The organism is Serratia sp. JUb9, from assembly GCF_014298095.1.
Lineage (GTDB): Bacteria > Pseudomonadota > Gammaproteobacteria > Enterobacterales > Enterobacteriaceae > Serratia_B > Serratia_B rhizosphaerae.
Genome location: NZ_CP060416.1, coordinates 4893563 through 4910912 on the forward strand (window position 1 = coordinate 4893563; position 17350 = coordinate 4910912).

The 17350-nt window shown below is 58.7% G+C and carries 16 protein-coding genes, 1 tRNA gene and 1 pseudogene; 4 read left to right on the forward strand and 14 right to left on the reverse strand.

Translation table 11 applies throughout. The annotated features are described in order from the left end of the window. Nucleotides 1-25 precede the first annotated feature (25 nt). Nucleotides 26-1519, reverse strand: coding sequence for a sodium:alanine symporter family protein (locus HF675_RS23050; protein WP_105229277.1), 1494 nt, complete (start codon nt 1517-1519; stop codon nt 26-28). Nucleotides 1520-2036: 517 nt separating this feature from the next. Further along, nucleotides 2037-2330 carry a contact-dependent growth inhibition system immunity protein gene (locus tag HF675_RS23055; protein ID WP_105229276.1) on the reverse strand — a complete coding sequence of 98 codons (294 nt, stop codon included), beginning with the start codon at nt 2328-2330 and terminating at the stop codon, nt 2037-2039. A gap of 773 nt (nt 2331-3103) precedes the next feature. On the opposite strand from HF675_RS23055, the pseudogene HF675_RS23060 reads away from it, so the two are divergent. After that, nucleotides 3104-3292 (forward strand): annotated as a pseudogene (locus HF675_RS23060) (transposase); the annotation flags it as partial. 122 nt (nt 3293-3414) lie between these two features. On the opposite strand, the gene HF675_RS23065 reads toward HF675_RS23060, so the two are convergent. The 11 genes from HF675_RS23065 to HF675_RS23115 all read right to left on the reverse strand — a co-directional run bounded on the left by HF675_RS23065 (nt 3415) and on the right by HF675_RS23115 (nt 13434). Continuing rightward, nucleotides 3415-3509 (reverse strand) — tRNA-Sec (locus tag HF675_RS23065). Nucleotides 3510-3585: 76 nt separating this feature from the next. Beyond that, nucleotides 3586-4218, reverse strand: a complete 633-nt coding sequence (locus HF675_RS23070; protein WP_187043846.1) for a LuxR family transcriptional regulator — start codon at nt 4216-4218, stop codon at nt 3586-3588. Between the two features lie 40 nt (nt 4219-4258). Continuing rightward, nucleotides 4259-5494: an FKBP-type peptidyl-prolyl cis-trans isomerase N-terminal domain-containing protein gene (locus HF675_RS23075; RefSeq protein ID WP_187043847.1), complete on the reverse strand. Its 1236-nt coding sequence runs from the start codon at nt 5492-5494 to the stop codon at nt 4259-4261. Beyond that, entirely contained in the window at nt 5491-5898 is a 408-nt protein-coding gene (locus HF675_RS23080; RefSeq protein ID WP_105229268.1) for a hypothetical protein, read from the reverse strand. The genes HF675_RS23075 and HF675_RS23080 overlap by 4 nt, the downstream gene beginning before the upstream one ends. Beyond that, on the reverse strand, nt 5888-7654 hold the full coding sequence (locus HF675_RS23085) for a Wzy polymerase domain-containing protein (protein ID WP_370569825.1): 1767 nt from the start codon (nt 7652-7654) through the stop codon (nt 5888-5890). Before HF675_RS23085 ends, HF675_RS23080 begins: the two co-directional genes overlap by 11 nt. After that, the gene (locus HF675_RS23090; protein WP_105229267.1) at nt 7620-8159 is read right to left on the reverse strand and encodes a fimbrial protein; all 540 of its coding nucleotides are present in this window, start codon (nt 8157-8159) and stop codon (nt 7620-7622) included. The genes HF675_RS23085 and HF675_RS23090 overlap by 35 nt, the downstream gene beginning before the upstream one ends. A 51-nt stretch (nt 8160-8210) precedes the next feature. Beyond that, nucleotides 8211-8867 (reverse strand): fimbrial protein, encoded by a 657-nt coding sequence (locus HF675_RS23095; protein ID WP_111736189.1) that lies wholly within the window; start codon nt 8865-8867, stop codon nt 8211-8213. A 32-nt stretch (nt 8868-8899) separates the two neighbouring features. Further along, nucleotides 8900-9661: a fimbria/pilus periplasmic chaperone gene (locus tag HF675_RS23100; protein WP_187044793.1), complete on the reverse strand. Its 762-nt coding sequence runs from the start codon at nt 9659-9661 to the stop codon at nt 8900-8902. A 22-nt stretch (nt 9662-9683) separates the two neighbouring features. Then, nucleotides 9684-12257 carry an outer membrane usher protein gene (locus HF675_RS23105; RefSeq protein ID WP_238404489.1) on the reverse strand — a complete coding sequence of 858 codons (2574 nt, stop codon included), beginning with the start codon at nt 12255-12257 and terminating at the stop codon, nt 9684-9686. Between the two features lie 46 nt (nt 12258-12303). Further along, nucleotides 12304-12849 (reverse strand): fimbrial protein, encoded by a 546-nt coding sequence (locus HF675_RS23110; protein WP_105229265.1) that lies wholly within the window; start codon nt 12847-12849, stop codon nt 12304-12306. Between the two features lie 63 nt (nt 12850-12912). After that, nucleotides 12913-13434 (reverse strand): fimbrial protein, encoded by a 522-nt coding sequence (locus tag HF675_RS23115; RefSeq protein WP_105229264.1) that lies wholly within the window; start codon nt 13432-13434, stop codon nt 12913-12915. Nucleotides 13435-14086: 652 nt separating this feature from the next. Between HF675_RS23115 and HF675_RS23120 the strand changes: the two genes are divergently transcribed. The 3 genes from HF675_RS23120 to HF675_RS23130 are packed head-to-tail and all read left to right on the forward strand — an operon-like array spanning nt 14087 to nt 15898. Continuing rightward, nucleotides 14087-14413: a hypothetical protein gene (locus tag HF675_RS23120; protein ID WP_111736188.1), complete on the forward strand. Its 327-nt coding sequence runs from the start codon at nt 14087-14089 to the stop codon at nt 14411-14413. A gap of 17 nt (nt 14414-14430) precedes the next feature. Continuing rightward, nucleotides 14431-15390, forward strand: coding sequence for a fimbrial protein (locus HF675_RS23125; protein ID WP_232251589.1), 960 nt, complete (start codon nt 14431-14433; stop codon nt 15388-15390). A 13-nt stretch (nt 15391-15403) separates the two neighbouring features. Continuing rightward, nucleotides 15404-15898, forward strand: a complete 495-nt coding sequence (locus tag HF675_RS23130; protein ID WP_105229262.1) for a fimbrial protein — start codon at nt 15404-15406, stop codon at nt 15896-15898. Between the two features lie 45 nt (nt 15899-15943). Here the strand turns inward: HF675_RS23130 and HF675_RS23135 are convergent, their stop codons facing one another. Beyond that, nucleotides 15944-17284, reverse strand: a complete 1341-nt coding sequence (locus tag HF675_RS23135) for an esterase-like activity of phytase family protein (protein ID WP_105233173.1) — start codon at nt 17282-17284, stop codon at nt 15944-15946. Nucleotides 17285-17350 lie beyond the last annotated feature (66 nt).

A 17350-nucleotide genomic window follows, 5' to 3' on the forward strand; every position in this document is an offset into this window, starting at 1 on the left:
CAGCAACTCTTGTCCTTATGATGCGCTATCTGGAAGAACCTGCATTCTCATTAATGTTTCCTGTCGACTCACGGATCAGGTTTACCTCAGCGCGGTTGTTAATCCAGTAATCCGCCCGCTCAATGCCCAGCTTCTCCGGATGGAACACGGGATCGACGCCTTCAGCCAGCTGCTTCTCATAATCCTTCAGGCAGGTGAACGCCGTCTTGCGCAGCAGCAAAATGGCGATGATGTTCAGCCAGGCCATCAGCCCCACGCCAATATCCCCCATCCCCCATGCCAGATCCGCCGTTTTCACCGTGCCGTAGACGGCCGATGCCATCAGCCCGATTTTCAGCACCAGGGTGAGCCATGGACGATGTATTTTACGGTTGAGGTAAGCGACGTTGGTTTCCGCGATGTAGTAGTAAGCCACGATGGTGGTGAAGGCAAAGAAGAACAGCGCGATGGCGACGAAGTAACTGCCAAAGCCCGGCATCATGCTTTCCATCGCGGTTTGCACATAGCCGGGGCCGGCGGCAACGCCGGCAATCCCCGTATAGAGGGCGGCTCCCTCAGGCCCCTGAACGTTGTACAGGCCGGTAATCAACAGCATGAACCCGGTGGCGGAGCACACGAACAAGGTGTCGATATAAACCGAGAACGCCTGCACCAGCCCCTGCTTGGCCGGGTGGCTGACGGCGGCGGCGGAAGACGCGTGCGGGCCGGTTCCCTGTGCGGCTTCGTTGGAATACACCCCGCGCTTCACGCCCCACATGATCGCCAGCCCTAAAATGGCGCCAAAGCCGGCATCAAGGCCGAACGCGCTCTTCCAGACCAACAAAATGACGCCGGGCAGTTGGTCAATATTGAGCGCCACGATCACGCAGGCCACGATGATGTAACCGAGCGCCATAAACGGCACCACGGTACCGGCGAAGCTCGCAATGCGCTTCACGCCGCCGAAGATGATGAACCCCAGCAGCACGGCGATGATCGCCGCCGTCACGTTCGGGCTGATGCCGAACGCGATATCCAGGCTGGCGCCGATGGAGTTGGCCTGCACGCCCGGCAATAACACGCCGCAGGAGAAGATGGTGGCGATGGCAAAAATCCAGGCATACCACTTCATGCCCAGCCCTTTTTCGATATAGAAGGCCGGGCCGCCGCGATACTCGCCATCCAGCTTCTCTTTATAAACCTGGCCTAGCGTCGATTCCACAAAGGCTGAACTGGCGCCGAGAAACGCGACCGTCCACATCCAGAACAAGGCCCCCGGGCCACCGAAGGTGATGGCGGTGGCTACCCCGGCAATATTACCGGTGCCTACCCGTCCGGCCAGCGTCATGGATAACGCCTGGAAAGAAGAGACCCCGGCGGCATTCGCTTTACCCTGGAAGATCAGACGCACCATCCCCTTCAGGTGACGCAGTTGCAAAAATCGGGTACGTAAAGAAAAGTACAGGCCGGTGCCCAAACAGAGATAAATGAGCGCCTGGCTCCAGATCACGCCGTTGACGGCATTGACAAGTTCATTCATGCAATCCAACTCCTTCGTTGATACCCTGGTAACGTTGGCAGTTCACCTGCCTAACACCGGGCTGTGCCGTCGAGCGTGAGAGTTATTTTTTTATCAGGTGACATAGTTACTTTACGTAACTAATTAACACTTATGTAACCTGTCGTAAAACGCCGATCTTTGCAAGCCTCTCGGTGTGGAGTACTTCCCATATTTAAACAATTTTTCTGAACGGCAAGCATGGCGGCAACGTAAGAAAAACCGACTATCCATTGAATAATCTATTGGTTAATCAATATGTAACGCGCAGAATATGTAACGCTGAACGCATTGAGCCTGCAGATCTGACGTTCTGATAAAGCGTCGCGCTACACCGGTTATCATGCCGATTGATAAAATATCGCATAACCCTTGGCGCAAGCGTCATACGGTTTCCGAATGGAACGGGGTGTTGGGCAGGGTCGTAACGGAGGGGGTAAGTTTTTCCTGTGGTTTGTTGCGTTAAATTTGCCTCTCAGAGAGCGCTATTGCCAGATTTTTATTTATCCTGCTCAGTTTTCTCGATACCCGCAAGCACGCGCAAGAGCAACCCCTTGCCATCCTCCGGCGAAAAATAATTAACATAACGCGCGTTGAATTCAGATTCGATAATATCGTCATCGTTCGACAGAAAGACCAACACTTCTTTTTTCAACGCTTGACGATCTTGCGTTGTTAATTCTTTTGTATAGATGTCGATGGCATCATCAATCGTCTCCGCCCCGGTAATATAATCAAAATCCTGATTCAGCGTACCTTCAATCATAATGTCAATGTTAGTAGTTAAAAGCATAAATTAAACCTCGGGAAAGGCGGTTTAAATATAACATTTATTACAATGATGTGTTTTTATTTAACCACAATCTTTACTTTGGTGATATTTACCAGATTAAGATAATAATCTATTAATTTTCTAGCATCACATGCAATACAGATAACACTGCAGTAAACTGGACCAGATGACATAATCATAGAAAAAACAATTGAATACTTATCCATAGTAATGATAATCTGACGATTATATCAACATAGAGGAGTTTAAAATGTTCAAGCAATACCAAGTACCAATTAGCGAAGAAAACAACTTTCACCATCAACATATGAAAGGATATCTTAGCTCACTGAATATGTCCCTTCTGGGTGTCATGATATATTCAATAATTGATAGAAAGGTGAACCCTAACTACCCACCAGATTGGTTCATGTTCTTACTAGTCATCGTACTGGCTTTATGGATCATAAAAAAATCATTTGCTCGATCACCGACAAGAATTTTCATTAAACCATCAAGATTTAAACATAAAATACTTTTGGCAAAGTGCCTTAACTATGCAACATTGTTATTTATTGGTGTGACTTGCTCTGCACTTTACTCAATGATGATATCCTCCACAGAGGATAAGCTAAAAACGGTTATCACATTCATGGCAAGCTATTTTACTTTCACAATACTTATGCTTCTATTTAGCTACTTTTCTATAAATCATGTTATCGAGAAAGAGTCACACTAAAGTAGGCCATGGCACAGAACGATATGGTCGAGAGTTCTTGTAAGTACCCCGCATAATCGAACCATTTAACGGTAACTTCCGTGACGAGTGTCTGAACGTTCACAGGTTCCTGTCACTGGAAGATGCGCAGGAAAAGGTCGAGTGCTGGCGACAGGAATATAACCGGCAAAGACCCCATTCTTCGTTAAATAACCAGACTCCGGAGGAATTTGTCCGAAGTCTGCAAAAAAGCCCGGATCTCTGATTTAGCCTGGCACTGATTTGGGGAAGAGATCACATGAGTTGACCTCAGGAGAACATAACTGATTGCAATAGCAGGTAGTATAAGGGATTTATTGACTGTGGAGGAATTCAGTGGAGGCGAATTGGCGGAAGATCACAGGAGTCGAACCTGCCCGGGACCGCTGGCGGCCCCAACCGGATTTGAAGTCCGGCCGCCCCACCGGGGACGATGATCTTCCGTAGACATCGCAGCAAGGGGGCGGATTATAGCGCGAATTGCGGCCGCGCGCTAAGCGGCAATTTGTGGCCGACGCGTCAGCTCAAACGCTCCTCAAACGGCCGCTCACCGATAAACCCCTGCCGCAGCCAGTCATACAGCTCCGCATTGCGCTGAAACCCCATTTTATGCATCACGTTGATCTTATGCTGGCTGGCGGTTTTAACGCTGATCGCCAGCCGCCGGGCGATCTCCGTGATCCGCATCTCCTGGCGCAGGCAGAGCATGATTTCCCGCTCGCGAACGGTCAGCGCATAGCGCTGGCAAGGGCAATGCTCTGTCACATACGGCAGCACCGGCGGCGCGATACGCCGCTGCAACAGCGCGTTTTCCACCTGCCGCAGCACGGCGTCGATCGGCATATTCTGCACGATCACCCCGGCCTGCAGACGGCAGTCGGGCCGCACATCGGCGTGGCCGTAGCCGTGAAGCGGCCGCACGGCAAAATAGAGCGGCAATGCCGACGGCCGCTTTTCTGCATAGCGGCAAAAACAGCTCGGGCTGCCGGGCGGAAAGTAGTGGAACAGCAGGTCAGCCAGATACGCCTGCGGCCCCTCCAGCACGCGGGTTTCCACGCCGGCGGCGTAAAAACGCGCGGTCAGCGCTTTTTGCAGCCCGCCGGCAAAATAGCGGTTGTCGTCCAGTACGGCCAGTGTCGTTACGGCATTCATCTCTGCTCTCCTGCGGTTTGCTTTCCGTTTTTGCACACCCTTAGTCATCCGCCGCCGGCTGCGGCGCCCGGCTGTTGTCGATACGCAGCTCGTACACCATGGTGGCGTTCGGCGGCACCTTCGGCGGATAGCCGGTCTCGCCGTAGGCCAGCGCCGGCGGCACCACCATGGTGATGCTGCCGTGGTCGCGCAGATGGCCGATCGCCTCACGGAACAACGGCGGAAAACCGGACAGCGGCAGCGACAGCACTTTGCCGTTCAGATCCATATCCTGGATCACCGTGCCGTCCGTCAGTTTTTCCTTTACCACCACGTCGATCACCGCATCCTGCGGCAACGCCCGGTCACCGGCATAATCCACCCGGTACCAAAACCCCGTCGGTGAACGCTGCACGCCCGGCCGTTTGCTGAACTGCGCCACATAGGCCCGATCCCGCTGCTGCTGTGCGTTGACAATACGCTCCCGCGCCGCACCGGCCGTCTCATCGGCCTTGACCATCAGCGCATTCAGCTCCTGCTGCGGCAGCCGTTCACGCCCCGTCAGGTTATCCAGCACGCCGGCCAGTAGGCTGCGTCGATCCACCGGCACGCCCCAGCTCTGGCGCTCCGTCAGCATGGTCTGAATATCGCGCCCCAGCGCGCTGCCCGCCGCGTAGGACAGGCGGTTATTCTCGTCCTGCAGCTGCTCTGGCGTAACGGTCCACTGCGCCTGCGTCTGCTGCTGTTGCCTCCATGCGCCACGCTCTTTGGCAAAGCGTTGTTCCTGTTCCCGCCGCTTCTGCGCCTCCTGCGCCACCTGCTGCTGCGCCTGCTTGACCAGCTCAGCGGCGCGCCGGCTATCCGGCGTGCCCTGCCAGGCGCGACGCAGCCCGGCCAGCCACTGCTGCAGCGGAGCCAGATCGGGCAGCACCGTCGGGGCCGGCGTCTCATGCGCTGCGGCGCGCAACGCGGCATTCTCCTGCCGCAATGCCTGCAGCTCCAGCCGCTGCCGGGCCAGTTGTTCATCACGTTCCTGCAAGCTGCGGCGCGGCATCAGCGTTACGGCGGCGGGAGGCGAGGGTTTTACCACCGGGCGGGCGCTAGCGGTGGTTTTCGCGGTATGCGGCGGCGCGGCGGATGGCGTTTTCCGCGCCGCATCCGGCGGCGTATCGCTGCGCTGTTGATACTGCTCGGCAAACTGCAGAAGGGCGGGAATGCCGTCATCGGCCAGGGCGTGCCGGGGCAGCGCACAGGCCGCCAGCGCCAGCCACGCCGCCACGGGCACACGACGCGTCATTTAACCTGCTCCCCGCGTTCGGCCAGCCCGATCAGTACCGACTGTTCGATCTCCGCGCACAGCCGGCTGACCTTATAGCGATACAGCGCATCCACCGTCTCCTGCGTATCGTCGTTCACCCGGGCGCGCAGGCCGGCATACTGCGACGCGCCGCTCATCAGGCTGTCGAAAGCGCGCTGGTTGTCCTGATAGCGTTCAGGATTGATTTTTTGCAGCGCCGCCAGTTCTTGCTGGCACTGCTGTAAACGCTTTGCCTCGCGCTGCTGACGCTGCGTCTCGACGGACGGCGCCGACTGCGGCTTGTCGGCCGCTTTGGGCTTGACGTTCTGGCAGGCCGTAGCGCCTAACAGCGCCAGCATCAGAATGCCCGCCCGGACGGCAAGGCGCACAGAGTTATCGGTCATGGTTGTTTTGCTTCCTTTCGTGGTTAAACGTGACCTGCCGCGGGCCGGAAAAACGCCGGTCGGCGGGGAACAACAGCGCGGCGGCGGTGCGGTATTGCTCGGCTTCGGCGTCGCGTCGCTGGTAACGTAAAATGGCGATCAGGCTGGCGTAGACGTTGGCGTCGATGCGTACCTTCAGATAGCGCCTGGCCCAGTCGCGGTATCGCGTCAGTTCGCGCTCATCGCGCGTCTGGTTGTAGGCCAGCAGGCGGTGCGTCTGTAAATCAAACTCCCGCCGCGGCTGCTGGCTCCAGGCGACGACGGGCGACATCTCGCGCAGCGGGCGCACATCGCGCAGCCCGCCGCGTTCCGCCTGCGTCAACAGCCAACCCGCGCGCAGCGCCGCCAGCATCAGCACCAGCCCGCCTACGCACAGCAGCGTGATACCGAGGCGCAGCGGCACAGTGCGGCGGATCGTCAGCGCGACGCGGCGGCTGCTCAGGCGATCCAGCTGCGCCAGCAGCAGCGTAAACAGCAGCCAGTGCAGGGCCGAAAGATAAAACGGATACTCCAGCTGGCTGTGCAGCAGCATCGGCAGCAGCGCCAGACACAGCGCCGTCGCCTCGCCGGCATGGCGACGGCGGCAGGAGAAAGCCCGACGGTCAACGCGTAGCGCCTGCCGCAGCAGACGCACGCCGCCCAGCACCAGCAGGACAATGCCCGCCAGCGCCACCAGGCCGCCCTCCACCCACCACAGCAGGATCTCATTGTGCGGATGACCGGCAATCTCCAGCACCGGCGTCAGCGGCAACTGGGCGATGCGGAAATGCTGAAACGCATACTCAAACTGGCCGTAACCCCAGCCCAGCCAGGGCTTCGCAGCGATCATTTTCAGCGTGTCCTGCAGCATGGCGATCCGCGCCTGGTTCGACAGCGCGTGGGACACATACGCCATCCCGCCGTCACCGCCCGGCCACAGCAGCATGCCCACGCCGAATGCCCCGCCCAACAGCACCGCCAGCCCGGCCCGGAGCAGCCGGTCGGCGCAGACGCGGCGGAACGCCAGCCAAAACCCCGCCAGCACCAGCACGCCCCCCAGCCAACCGGCGCGCGACTGCACCCATACCAGCAAGGCGGCCAGCAGGGCCAGCAACGCCGCCAGACCCGTTTGTCTGGCGCGCTCCGCCCGCGCCGAGCGCAGCACATAGCCCGGCAGTACCGCCAGCATCAGCGCCAGCGCCAGGCCGGTGGCGATAAAACTGCCCAGCACGTTCGGCTGCTGGAAGATGCCGAAGACGCGTCTGCCGCGCAGCGGCACCCAGCTCCAGGCGGGCCAGAACAGCTGCAGCAGCGCAATCAGGCTCTGGCCGATGACCAGCGCCAGCAGCAGCGTAATCAGCGCCGTGCGCCAGCGGAAGGCAAGACGAACCTGCAGCCAGCCGCAGTACCAGGCTCCGCCGGCCAGCAGCGCGCTCACCCGCCACGCGGCGGCGGCGTAACCGTCCGGCGGCGCATAGGCCAGCGGCAACGCCAACAGCGCGACGCCCGGCAAAAAATACGCCGCGCTGCGGCTGAAGCGCCACGTGCGGCGTCCTGGCTGTCGCCAGCAAATCAGCAGCAGCATCGCCGCCATCAGCGCGTAGGTCAGCGCATTCAGCGGCAGCTTCAGCCCGCTGCCGCCCATATTGGGCAGATAGCACAGCGACGCGGCCAGCAGGGCGAGAAAGCCCGCCGCCAGCGCGTTATTCGTATTCCAGACTAAAAGTGGCCGTCGCACTGAATTCCCCGCGTCCGATGGTTTTGTCGGCAATCGCCTGTGGTTCGCCCCGCACATAGGCCTGCAGCGCAATCAGGTTGCTGCCCGCCGCCAGGCGATATTTTTTACTGGCGTCATTGAGCGGCAGCGCCGTGCCGTCGAGGTTTTCCAGCCCGATGGCGACGCCGGAGGCGCTGCTGCCGCCGTCCAGCGCCAGCAGCCCCGGCAGCCTGGCGTTCTCAGCACCGCTGAAGGTCACCGCCACCGTATTGCCCAGGCTGAGATCGCACTCCGCCAGATGCAGAGAAAACGGCTGGCTGAGCGTCCGGCCGTTCAGATACAGGTACTTGTCGACAATGGTGCCGAAATCGAGCCGAATCAGCTCCTCGCCCGGCGGGATCACGCAAGGTTCCGCCACCAGCGTGCCCTCAAAACGCATGTTCTCATCCGCCGCCGCCGGCCCGCCCAGCATCAGCACGCCGGCCGCCAGCAGCGCGCCGCGCAGTTTTCTCACGGTGGTTCTCATGGTCGCCTCCCTTAATGGCATAACGCCGCACCGCCTTGCGCACGATGCGCATCAGTCGTAATACAGGCGAAAATCAATGGTGGCGCGATAGGCGCCGACGCCCAGCGTCGCCGGCGTACGCACCGGCGTGACGGTATAGGTCAGCGTGTTCTGCCCCGGCGTCAGCAGCCGCGGTGTGTTACGTGCCCCCAGCCGCACCGGCGTGCCGGCATCGTCCGCCAGCCGCAGCGCCAGCCCGCTGACGCCGCTCACCCCGATCAGCGACGGCGCATCCGCATCGGCAGGCGCGGTAAAACTGACCGACACCGCCGGCTGGCTGCCGCTCCAGGCCAGCGCGCCCCCCCACGGGTCGCGATTGCTGGCCGGCGCGCGCAGGCAGTCCTTCAGCCGCAGTTGAAAAGCCACCGGCGTGCCCCGGTCGCCCGGGTGCTGAAAACCGGCGCTGCCCAGCTCACCCAGCCAGACCTCCTGTCGCGCCGTCTCCATCTCCAGACTGCAGGCGCTTTCACTCAGCGCGCCGTGCACATGCAGTACGCCGTTCGCGCCCTCGACGTCCCAGTTATCCACCGCCTGCGCCGGGGGCATCAGCAGCACCACCACACCCGCCGTCAGCGGCAGCATCATCGCCGCCGCCACCGTCAGGCCAATCAGCCGCCGCTGGTAGCGGATAAAAGCCCGGCCGGACAACTTCTGGCTCTTGCGTCGCATTGTTATTGTCTCCGCTGTGTTGAAAATGCCGGTTACTGCTTGTCCGCCACCGTCAGGCAAAGGTTGCCCGTACAGCGGAAGACCAGCTGCGGACGGCCGCCGTAGTCATTGATATAAGTCAGCACCGGGGCGGAGCCGATCGCCGAAGCGGACACGCCGAGGGGCGCGCTGCCTTTCGGCGCCACCATCACCGGTTCAAAACCGGCAACGCTCTTGCCGCCCTTGCGCGCCGCACCGTCCACCAGCGTCACGTAGTAAGGCGTCGGGTTATTCACCACATATTTATCGCCCTGACGGGTCAGCGTCAGCGACTGCTGGCTGGGCGCCGCGTTCTTCTGCGGCGCGACGGCCGCCGGACGGTAGAACATTTTGATCCGCGTCTGCAGCGCGATCTGCAGGGTATTCGGCTTGTTGCTGCGCGGCGGTATCTCACGCAGGTTGAAGTAGTAGAGCGTCTCGCGGTCCTGCGGCAGCAGTTTGGCCGCCGGCAGCGCCTGAATCTTCACCTGGCTGGGCTTGCCCGGATCAACCCGCTGCACCGGCGGCAGCACCGTAAACGGCGATTGAATCTTGTTGCCCTGCTCATCCTCGATCCAGCCCTGGGCCAGATAAGGCAGCTGTTTGTTCTGATTGCTGATATTCAGGCTGACCGTCTTCTGGTCGCCGTCAAAAATCACCCGCGTGCGATCCAGCGCAATCGCACCCTGCGCCGGCGCGGCCGTCAGCAGCGCGGCAATCACAAGCGGTGCGCCCAATACGGCGATGTTCAGTCTGGTTTGAGTCTGGTTAAGCATTGTTTTCACAGTTATCAGTCCGTTATCGGTGACCGTGCGCCGCAGCGCCGGTCTGGTCATCGGGTCGGGGAGTATCCTGCGCGCCTGCGCCGACGGGGCGGCAAGGCAGCAGCAGGTTATTCATCAACATATCGGCCGGCAGCGGCGTCGGCAGATGCACCTCGCACTGCGCCGCGCCGTTCCAGTGCACCGTCATCACCTCGCCCGGGTTGATCCCGGACAGGTAAACGCTGCCGCCGTCGTTGACGATCCCGGTTTCCTGCTTACGCGCATTCATCACCGTGGCGCCGAACGGCGGTTCACTACCGTCCGCCAGTTTGATAATCGCCATCGCTTTCTCACCGGCGATCACCGCAAAACGCCGGTAGCCGATGGCGCCTTCGGTCAGGGTGGCCTGCACCACCGAACGCGTCGCCTCCACCTTGTCGCCCAGCGCGTTGAGATCGATGCTGGCCTTATTGCGGTAATAGCTGTTCACATCCGTCACCACCGCCTGCCCAAAGCGGTTGGTCGCCACCGTGCTGCCGTAACCGCGCACCGGCACGTCGGGCACGCCGTCGGTATCCAGCAACAGCCGGGTGCCGCCCGGCGTCGCGATGCGGTGCAGCGCCGCGCCTTCCGCCGTGAGCGTCATCCCGCCCTGCGCGGCCAGGCCGACGGCGCTGTAGCGGCCGGCCTGGTAGCTGGCGTTGGCGTTCACCTGCGCCATATCGCCTTCGTGGCTGTAGTAACCGCTGAGCGTCGCTCCGCTGCGTCCGGCGCCGGCGCTCAGCTGATAGTTGTCGTGCTCATTCACCCGGTCGTAGTAACCGACGCGGTGCGTGTTGTCGTTCCGGTCAATCGTGGTGTTGTAGCTGATCGTGCCGCTGCTGCCCCACGGCACCGACAGCGACAGGTACATGCCGTCGTCATTGCGCGCGTTATAGCGGTTGCGGTAGGCCGACAGCGACAGGCTCAGGTTTTTAAACTCGCCCAGATCGAAATAGCGCGACAGCATCAGGTTGTAGCGATCGTTCGCCGCCCGGTCCCAGTAGGTCTGATGGCTGTAGTTGAGGTAGGCGCTCAACCCCAGATCGCGGAATTGTTTATTGAAGGAGAGGGTGTACATCTCCTTGCTCTTGCCGTTGCGGTCCCCCTGATAGCGGGCGTCCAGATACTCCCCCATGCTCATAAAATCTTCCTGGGAGAAGCGGTAACCGGCGAAGGTGACCTGGCTGTCGTACTCGTCAAAGTTTTTCGAATAGCTCAGGCGGTAAGAACCGCCGCTTTTGACCCCTTCCTGCGGCAGTCTGGCCCGCGACTGGGTGACGTCGAAGGAGAGCGCCCCCAACAGCATCAGATCGCGCCCCAGCCCCAGCGACAGCGCGTTGTAGTCCCCGCCGCCGATGGCGCCGCCGTACAGCGACCAGCCGTTGCTGATCCCCCAGGAAAACTCGCCGGTGCCAAACAGCGGCCCGCGCAGATGGTGCCCCCACTCCGTCGGTTTGCCGGCGGCCAGCTTGTAGCGCACCCGGCCCGGCCGCGTCAGATAGGGAATGCTGGCGGTGCTCATCTTGAACTGCTGCACGCTGCCGTCCTGCTCTTCCACCCGCACGTCCAGTTCGCCGGACACCGCATCATTAATGTCCTGAATGCGGAACGGGCCGGCGGCCACCTGGGTTTCATACAGCACGCGCCCTTGCTGGCTGACCACCACCTTGGCGTTGGTTTTCGCCACGCCGCTGATTTCCGGCGCGTAGCCGCGCAGGTTCGGCGGCAGCATATTGTCGTCCGAACGCAGGCTGGCGCCGGTAAAGCGCAGGCTGTCGAACAGATCGGAATTCAGGTAGTCCTCCCCCATCGTCAGGCGGGAGCGCAGCGCCGGTATCGCCCGGTAGGCGTAATAGCGGCTCCAGTCGAACTGCTTGTCGCTCGCCTTGCCCGAGCCGGTCTGGTGGTTAACGCTGGCCTGCCAGTCAGCGCGCAGACGCCAGGCGCCCAGGTTGCCGCCGGCGGTGCCGTTGCCGCTCAGGCTGTAGCTGTCGCCGCCCGCCTTCAGGTTCTTTTGCGTTTGCGCATTGAGGTTGTAATCCAGCAACAGCCCCGGAATACCGTTATCCCAGCGCGACGGCGGGTCCCAGTTTTCCGAGCTGTATTCCAGATAGGCCTGGGGAATATTGAGATACAGCGATGAAGAGCTTAAATCGCCGCGCGCCTCCATGCCGGCCAGGCTGTGTACATCCAGACACTGCCCGCCGTGCGTCCAGCGCAGCGTACTTTCCAGCTTTTCTTTTACGCCCAGCTGTTTGACCAATGCCGGCGGCAGACAAACTTCACTGCCTTTGGCATTATTTTCCGGCGCAACAAAGCGGATAGGCTGCTCCGGCAGATCGTTTTTATTAACGTGAACCACCATGGTGTAATTACCCGGCATAATGTAACCGCTGCGGGTAAACTGGCTCAGATCGATATTCTGACGATCGTTAATATCTAATACGTCGGTATTAAACTGAATTTCTTCAGCGGCAAACACCCACGTTACGGGGCTGCCAAACGCCAAAGCAACGCACAGCCCCAGCGTTTGCAGGCGAAATAACTTCCCTGCCGGTGAAAGCATAATAAACATCCCTTCAACATGTATTAACCGTCAGTACGACAAGAAATCAAAAGTAATCCAGCTTAAAACGCACTGTGGAAAAATATGCTCCCGCCTTCAGCGGCTGGTGATTTGGCATTAATGTCATTGAATATTTCAGCACGCGGTTTCCCGGCGTCACGCTTTCCTGCGCCAGAGGTTCGCCAGGGATCACCACTTTGCCGTTGCTATCATCAATTTTTAACGCGACGCCCCGGGCTTCGCCCTGCACGCCGAATAGCGAGCCGTCCGCATGGCCGTCGAACGTCACCTGAAAGAACTTCCAGTCAGGTTTATTTCCCGGCCGCTCTACGACGCAATTCACCAATTCGATACTGAACGTTTTCGTTATTCCCCGACCGTCGCGCATTATCTGCCCCAGCGGAACCGTCTCCATATCGATGGTCTGATCGCGGCTGCCGGCGGCAATCGCGCAGGCGGTATCGATAATAGCGCCGTGCATATTGACCTGGCCCCACCCCTGCCCGGCAGGCGCGGCCTGGCCCGGGGCGGAAAACAGCGCGCAGCTGGCCAGCAAAGCAATGGCGCTGGCCTGGTTCCATTGTGACAACATCGCGGCATTCCTTTGACGGGAGATAACGGCCGGGCATGTCGCCATGCCCGGCGACGCTATGGCTTACTGATAAGCCAGGGTGAAATCGGCTACGGCAGAGAAATCGCCCGGAACCACGGCGGCGGAAGCGCCTTCGCCCTGCAGGTAGGCAGCAAAACGCAAGGTGTTATTGCCTTCATTCAGGTTCTGAGCAGTGGTGGCTTTGCCCAGTTCAACGGCTTTACCGCCGTAAGTGATGGCAACGCCGGCGCCGCTGGCGGTACCCGTAATGCCCAGCAGATCTTTATTGGTCGGCGACGCCGAACCGGTAAAGGTGGTGGTGACGCTCTTCAGCGTGGCGATATCGCACTGCTCCAGCTTGATATCAAACGAACGCGGATTGGAAGAGCCGCCGTTTTTCAGCGCCACGTTGGATACCTGGCCCAGATCGACGGTCTGGTCGAGAGACTCAGGGGCGATAGAGCAAGGCGCATCAATAATAGAACCAATAAAGTTAACTTTACCGTGCCCCTGATCGGCTGCGTGAGCGAAAGAGGTTGCGCCAAATGCCATCGCCGCGGCCAGCATGATTTTATTAAGTTTCATAGAACCTATATTCCTTATAAGAAGAGAATGCACATATCCAATAAATAAAGAACAGACCACACCGGAAATTTATCCGCAGATAAATAACGCGCTCTGATTCTTTAGCATTTTGTGAGTAGTAAACGTACCTAAACCAAAGGTATAACGGAAAAAACCACCGCTACAGCAAAGGTAAAAAAGCAAAGAAAACCCGCTGTGATTTCATAAAAATCACATTAAATTACAATTCAACTTTACCCGGCAGACCCTTATGGCTGGTGACGGTTATTCTGGCAAATAGCCCACATTAAAAAAAGTGATTTCTAGTTAAGCCGCAATATTCGCAATATATTTCCTTTATCCGGTAAAATTATTGTTATTTTTAGCGCCATAGATCGTAAATAATATAAAACTAGAACAATATCCTGTTTTTTATTATTTCGCGAACAATGAGATCTAAAATGAGGCCATTTTGAATATAATAAACCAAAATTGGCTTTATCTGATGCTCTGCACGGGTCTTTCGCCTGTCGCAACGCGATCGCTGACGCCATAAATAATCACCATTACATACCGTTAATCTTTTGCTTTAACTGGGTTTTATCCTATACACAGCATATAGATAAACACCGCCATACCCGGGTAAAGCTATAAAGAAGTCCGAGGAGATACTATGGAAGTGTTATCGCCCAAAAAGAAGGAAATACGGCAGCTAAAACAGCGGCTGCTGTACGCATTATTGACGTTATCTCCCCCGTTAACTCAGGAGAATGAACTGCCTCCCCAGCATGAATGGCTATCTACTCGACAACTGGCGGAATATATAAACGAGGGTGTATATAGAGCCAGGAATTTATTACTGGAAATGGTTGCTAATGGCGATGCCATTGTCAGCCACGGATCGGTAAAAAACTCGCTGAGATGGTATCCCGCCGCCACGGAGCAACAAAGGATGGTTGCCGCATGCCGCAAAACGGCGCGTGCACTCTTTAATGACTAAATATTTGGGATACAACAGTGAAAAAATTTGTTTTTTTATTATGCTGCCTGGCGCCGTTGCTGCTGGCCGGCAAGGCGCAGGCGTTTACCTGCCGGACTTCCGACGGCGGTTATATTCCCCAGGGCGGCTCGACAACGCCCGTTGACGTACGGGTGCGCATCGGGCCGCAGCTGTCGTACGGTAAAAACGAGATCGTCAACGTCAGCCAGGTCACCTGTAAAAACGACGTGGCCAGCTGGACCGACTTTCTAAAAACCGACAGCCCGGCGTTAACCATGAACAATGCGATTTTTGGCGGCATCGGCAGCGGCACCACCATTAACGGCGCCGACTATAACTCCCCGGTGCCGGCGGGCATCAGCGTGATGACGCTGACCAACCTGGACCAGCAGACGGTGAATATCCGGGTCTATATCGTGCTGAGCCGCTTTCCTACCCCGGATATTAAAATCAACAAAGGGGACATCATCGGCCAAATCAATTTCAGGCAGACCAATGACCGACAGGGATGCCCGAACTGCGGCCCCTACCGCTGGCGCCTGATTGCCGATAACGACGCCTATTTCGTGACCACCAGCTGCACCATCAACAATGGCCGGCAGATTAACGTCGACTTTAACCAGATACGCCAGGACTTCCTGACGCAAACCGTCACGGATGCGCAAATCAAGCAGGATAAGGCGCTCAGTTATCAGTGCGACGACAGCAGCGCCACCCAGGATGTGCTGATCAGACTGGTCAGCGACGCCACCGGGTTTTCGCCGGACTTCATCAAAACCAGCAACGCCAACGTGGGCGTCGCCATGGTGTATAAAGACGCGGTGATCAAACCCAACAATGCTTTCCGCACCCGGATCGTCAACGGTATGGGCAGCGACACCCTCACCTTTGTGCCGGTAAAAAACAACGTGCCTTATACCAGCATCGCCACCGGGCCGCTGTCCGGTTCAGCTACGCTGATTTTCAGCGCGCCTTGAGGACGCTCCCGCCATGACATGCATTGGAAGAACATTGGCCGCCGGCCTGCTGGCCGCGCTATCCGGCTACGGCGCTTACGCCGCCGATCAGGGGACGCGGGTCAGCATCACCGCCACGGTGGTGGCGCCGCCGCCCTGTGAGATTAACGACGGACGCACCATCGACGTGGACTTCGGCAAGGTCGGCGTTAACCGCATCGACGGCAGCCGCTATATGCAGCGGCTGAGCTACAGCGTGCACTGTGAATTTCTCGACCCCGCCAGACAGCTGAAGATGAAAATCGTCGGCACCGGCGCGGCGTTTGACGCCAACGTGCTGCACACCAGCATCAACGGTCTGGGCATTAAACTGCTGGCGGACGGCAAGCCGTTTAACCTCAACAGCGCGCTCAATATCGATTACACCACGCTGCCTGCGCTGGACGCCGTGCCGGTCAAATCCGCCTCCGCCACGCTGACGGAAGGGAAATTCACCAGCGGCGCCACCATGCAGATCGATTATTTTTAACGCCACCGGCGGGCGCCGTGTCAGACGGCGCGCGCCGGACATACTTTAAGGTTTTAACAGCTGCGGCACATCCAGCAGGATAAACTCATTGTCGTCCGCCTTATTCGGCTGGCGGCTGGAGGAGAACGGGAAGTTGTTATCGTTGCCGACGATGATATGGCGCTCGTCCACCACATCGACGTTTTCAATAGTAAAGAACGGGAAAGTCAGCACGCCGTTATTCAGCGGCTTGCGCGCCAGCTTGTTCGGGTCCTGGATCTTCAGCAGGTCGATATAGGCCTGCTTCTCCACCGGTTTACCAACGTTGGCGTCGGAAAACGCGATGCGGTACACCCGTTTGAACTTCGCCACCTGGCTGAAGCAATTCTCCGTCGGCGCGCCGGCGGCGCAGGCCTGGTCCGCCGTGCCTTCGCCGTTATCGCGCTCAATCACCAGCCCGTGCGTGGCGTCGATCATATTAAAATCGCCGATCGCATGGGCGTTATCCTCCAGCACGTACTGCCAGCTGCGTCCGCTCCACTGCTGTTGCTTAACGTCAAACTCCAGCACCCGCAGATAGCGTTTGCCGCCGACCTGCTCGAAATCTTCACCGTCCCACAGCGCCCCTTCCAGCAGCGGGTACAGCTTGCTGCCGTCTTTAGACAGCGCCATACCTTCAAACCCCTTGGAGCGCGCCACCTGGAAGTTCTGTTTGCCGTCCGGCGCGCCCGGCAGCGTCAGGGTCGGGTTGTCCGGCGATTTCACCACCTTGCCGTTCACCTGGGTGTCGAACACCGCCAGAATCTTACCGTCCAGCGTGGCCTTGATCAGATAGGGGCCGAATTCGTCGCCGATCCACAGCGCATTATCGGCGAACTGGAAGCTTTCCGGATCGAAATCGCCGCCGGTCAGATAGCGCGTGTCGGTGCTTTCGTTAACGATATGAAACGGCACTTTCTTGTCCGGATCGTGCAGAAATACCGTGTTTAACGGCTCAACCGCGCCGGTTTTAAAATCGATGCGGTAGTGGCTGAGATACAGCATCGCGTCCGGCGAGTTGGCCTTGCTGCCGAAGCCGTTATCAGTCAGCACCCAGTAACTGCCGTCCGGCATATGTTTAATGCCGGAGTGCCCCTGGCGCGGCTGGCCGTCGATCGGCAGGCCGATGCCGGTAGGACGATCGGCCGACAGGCCGGCAACGCTGCCCGGCACGCTGACCCGCTGGCCGCTGGTGTATTTGCCGCTCTGGCGCAGATCTGCCGGCGCGTCGTCCGGCGGCGTCACCGTGCTGCTGACCGGCAGTAGCGCATGGCCGGCCAGCTGCGCATCGACTTCCTGCTGCGCCCACAGCGTCGTGCTGCACAACATACTGGCGAACAGGCATGCCAGAGGCGTGGTTTTCATCATTGTTTTCATTGTCATTTTCCGTCTCCCTGATGAGGTGGTCTACCCGGAGGTAAAGGCACCGTCACT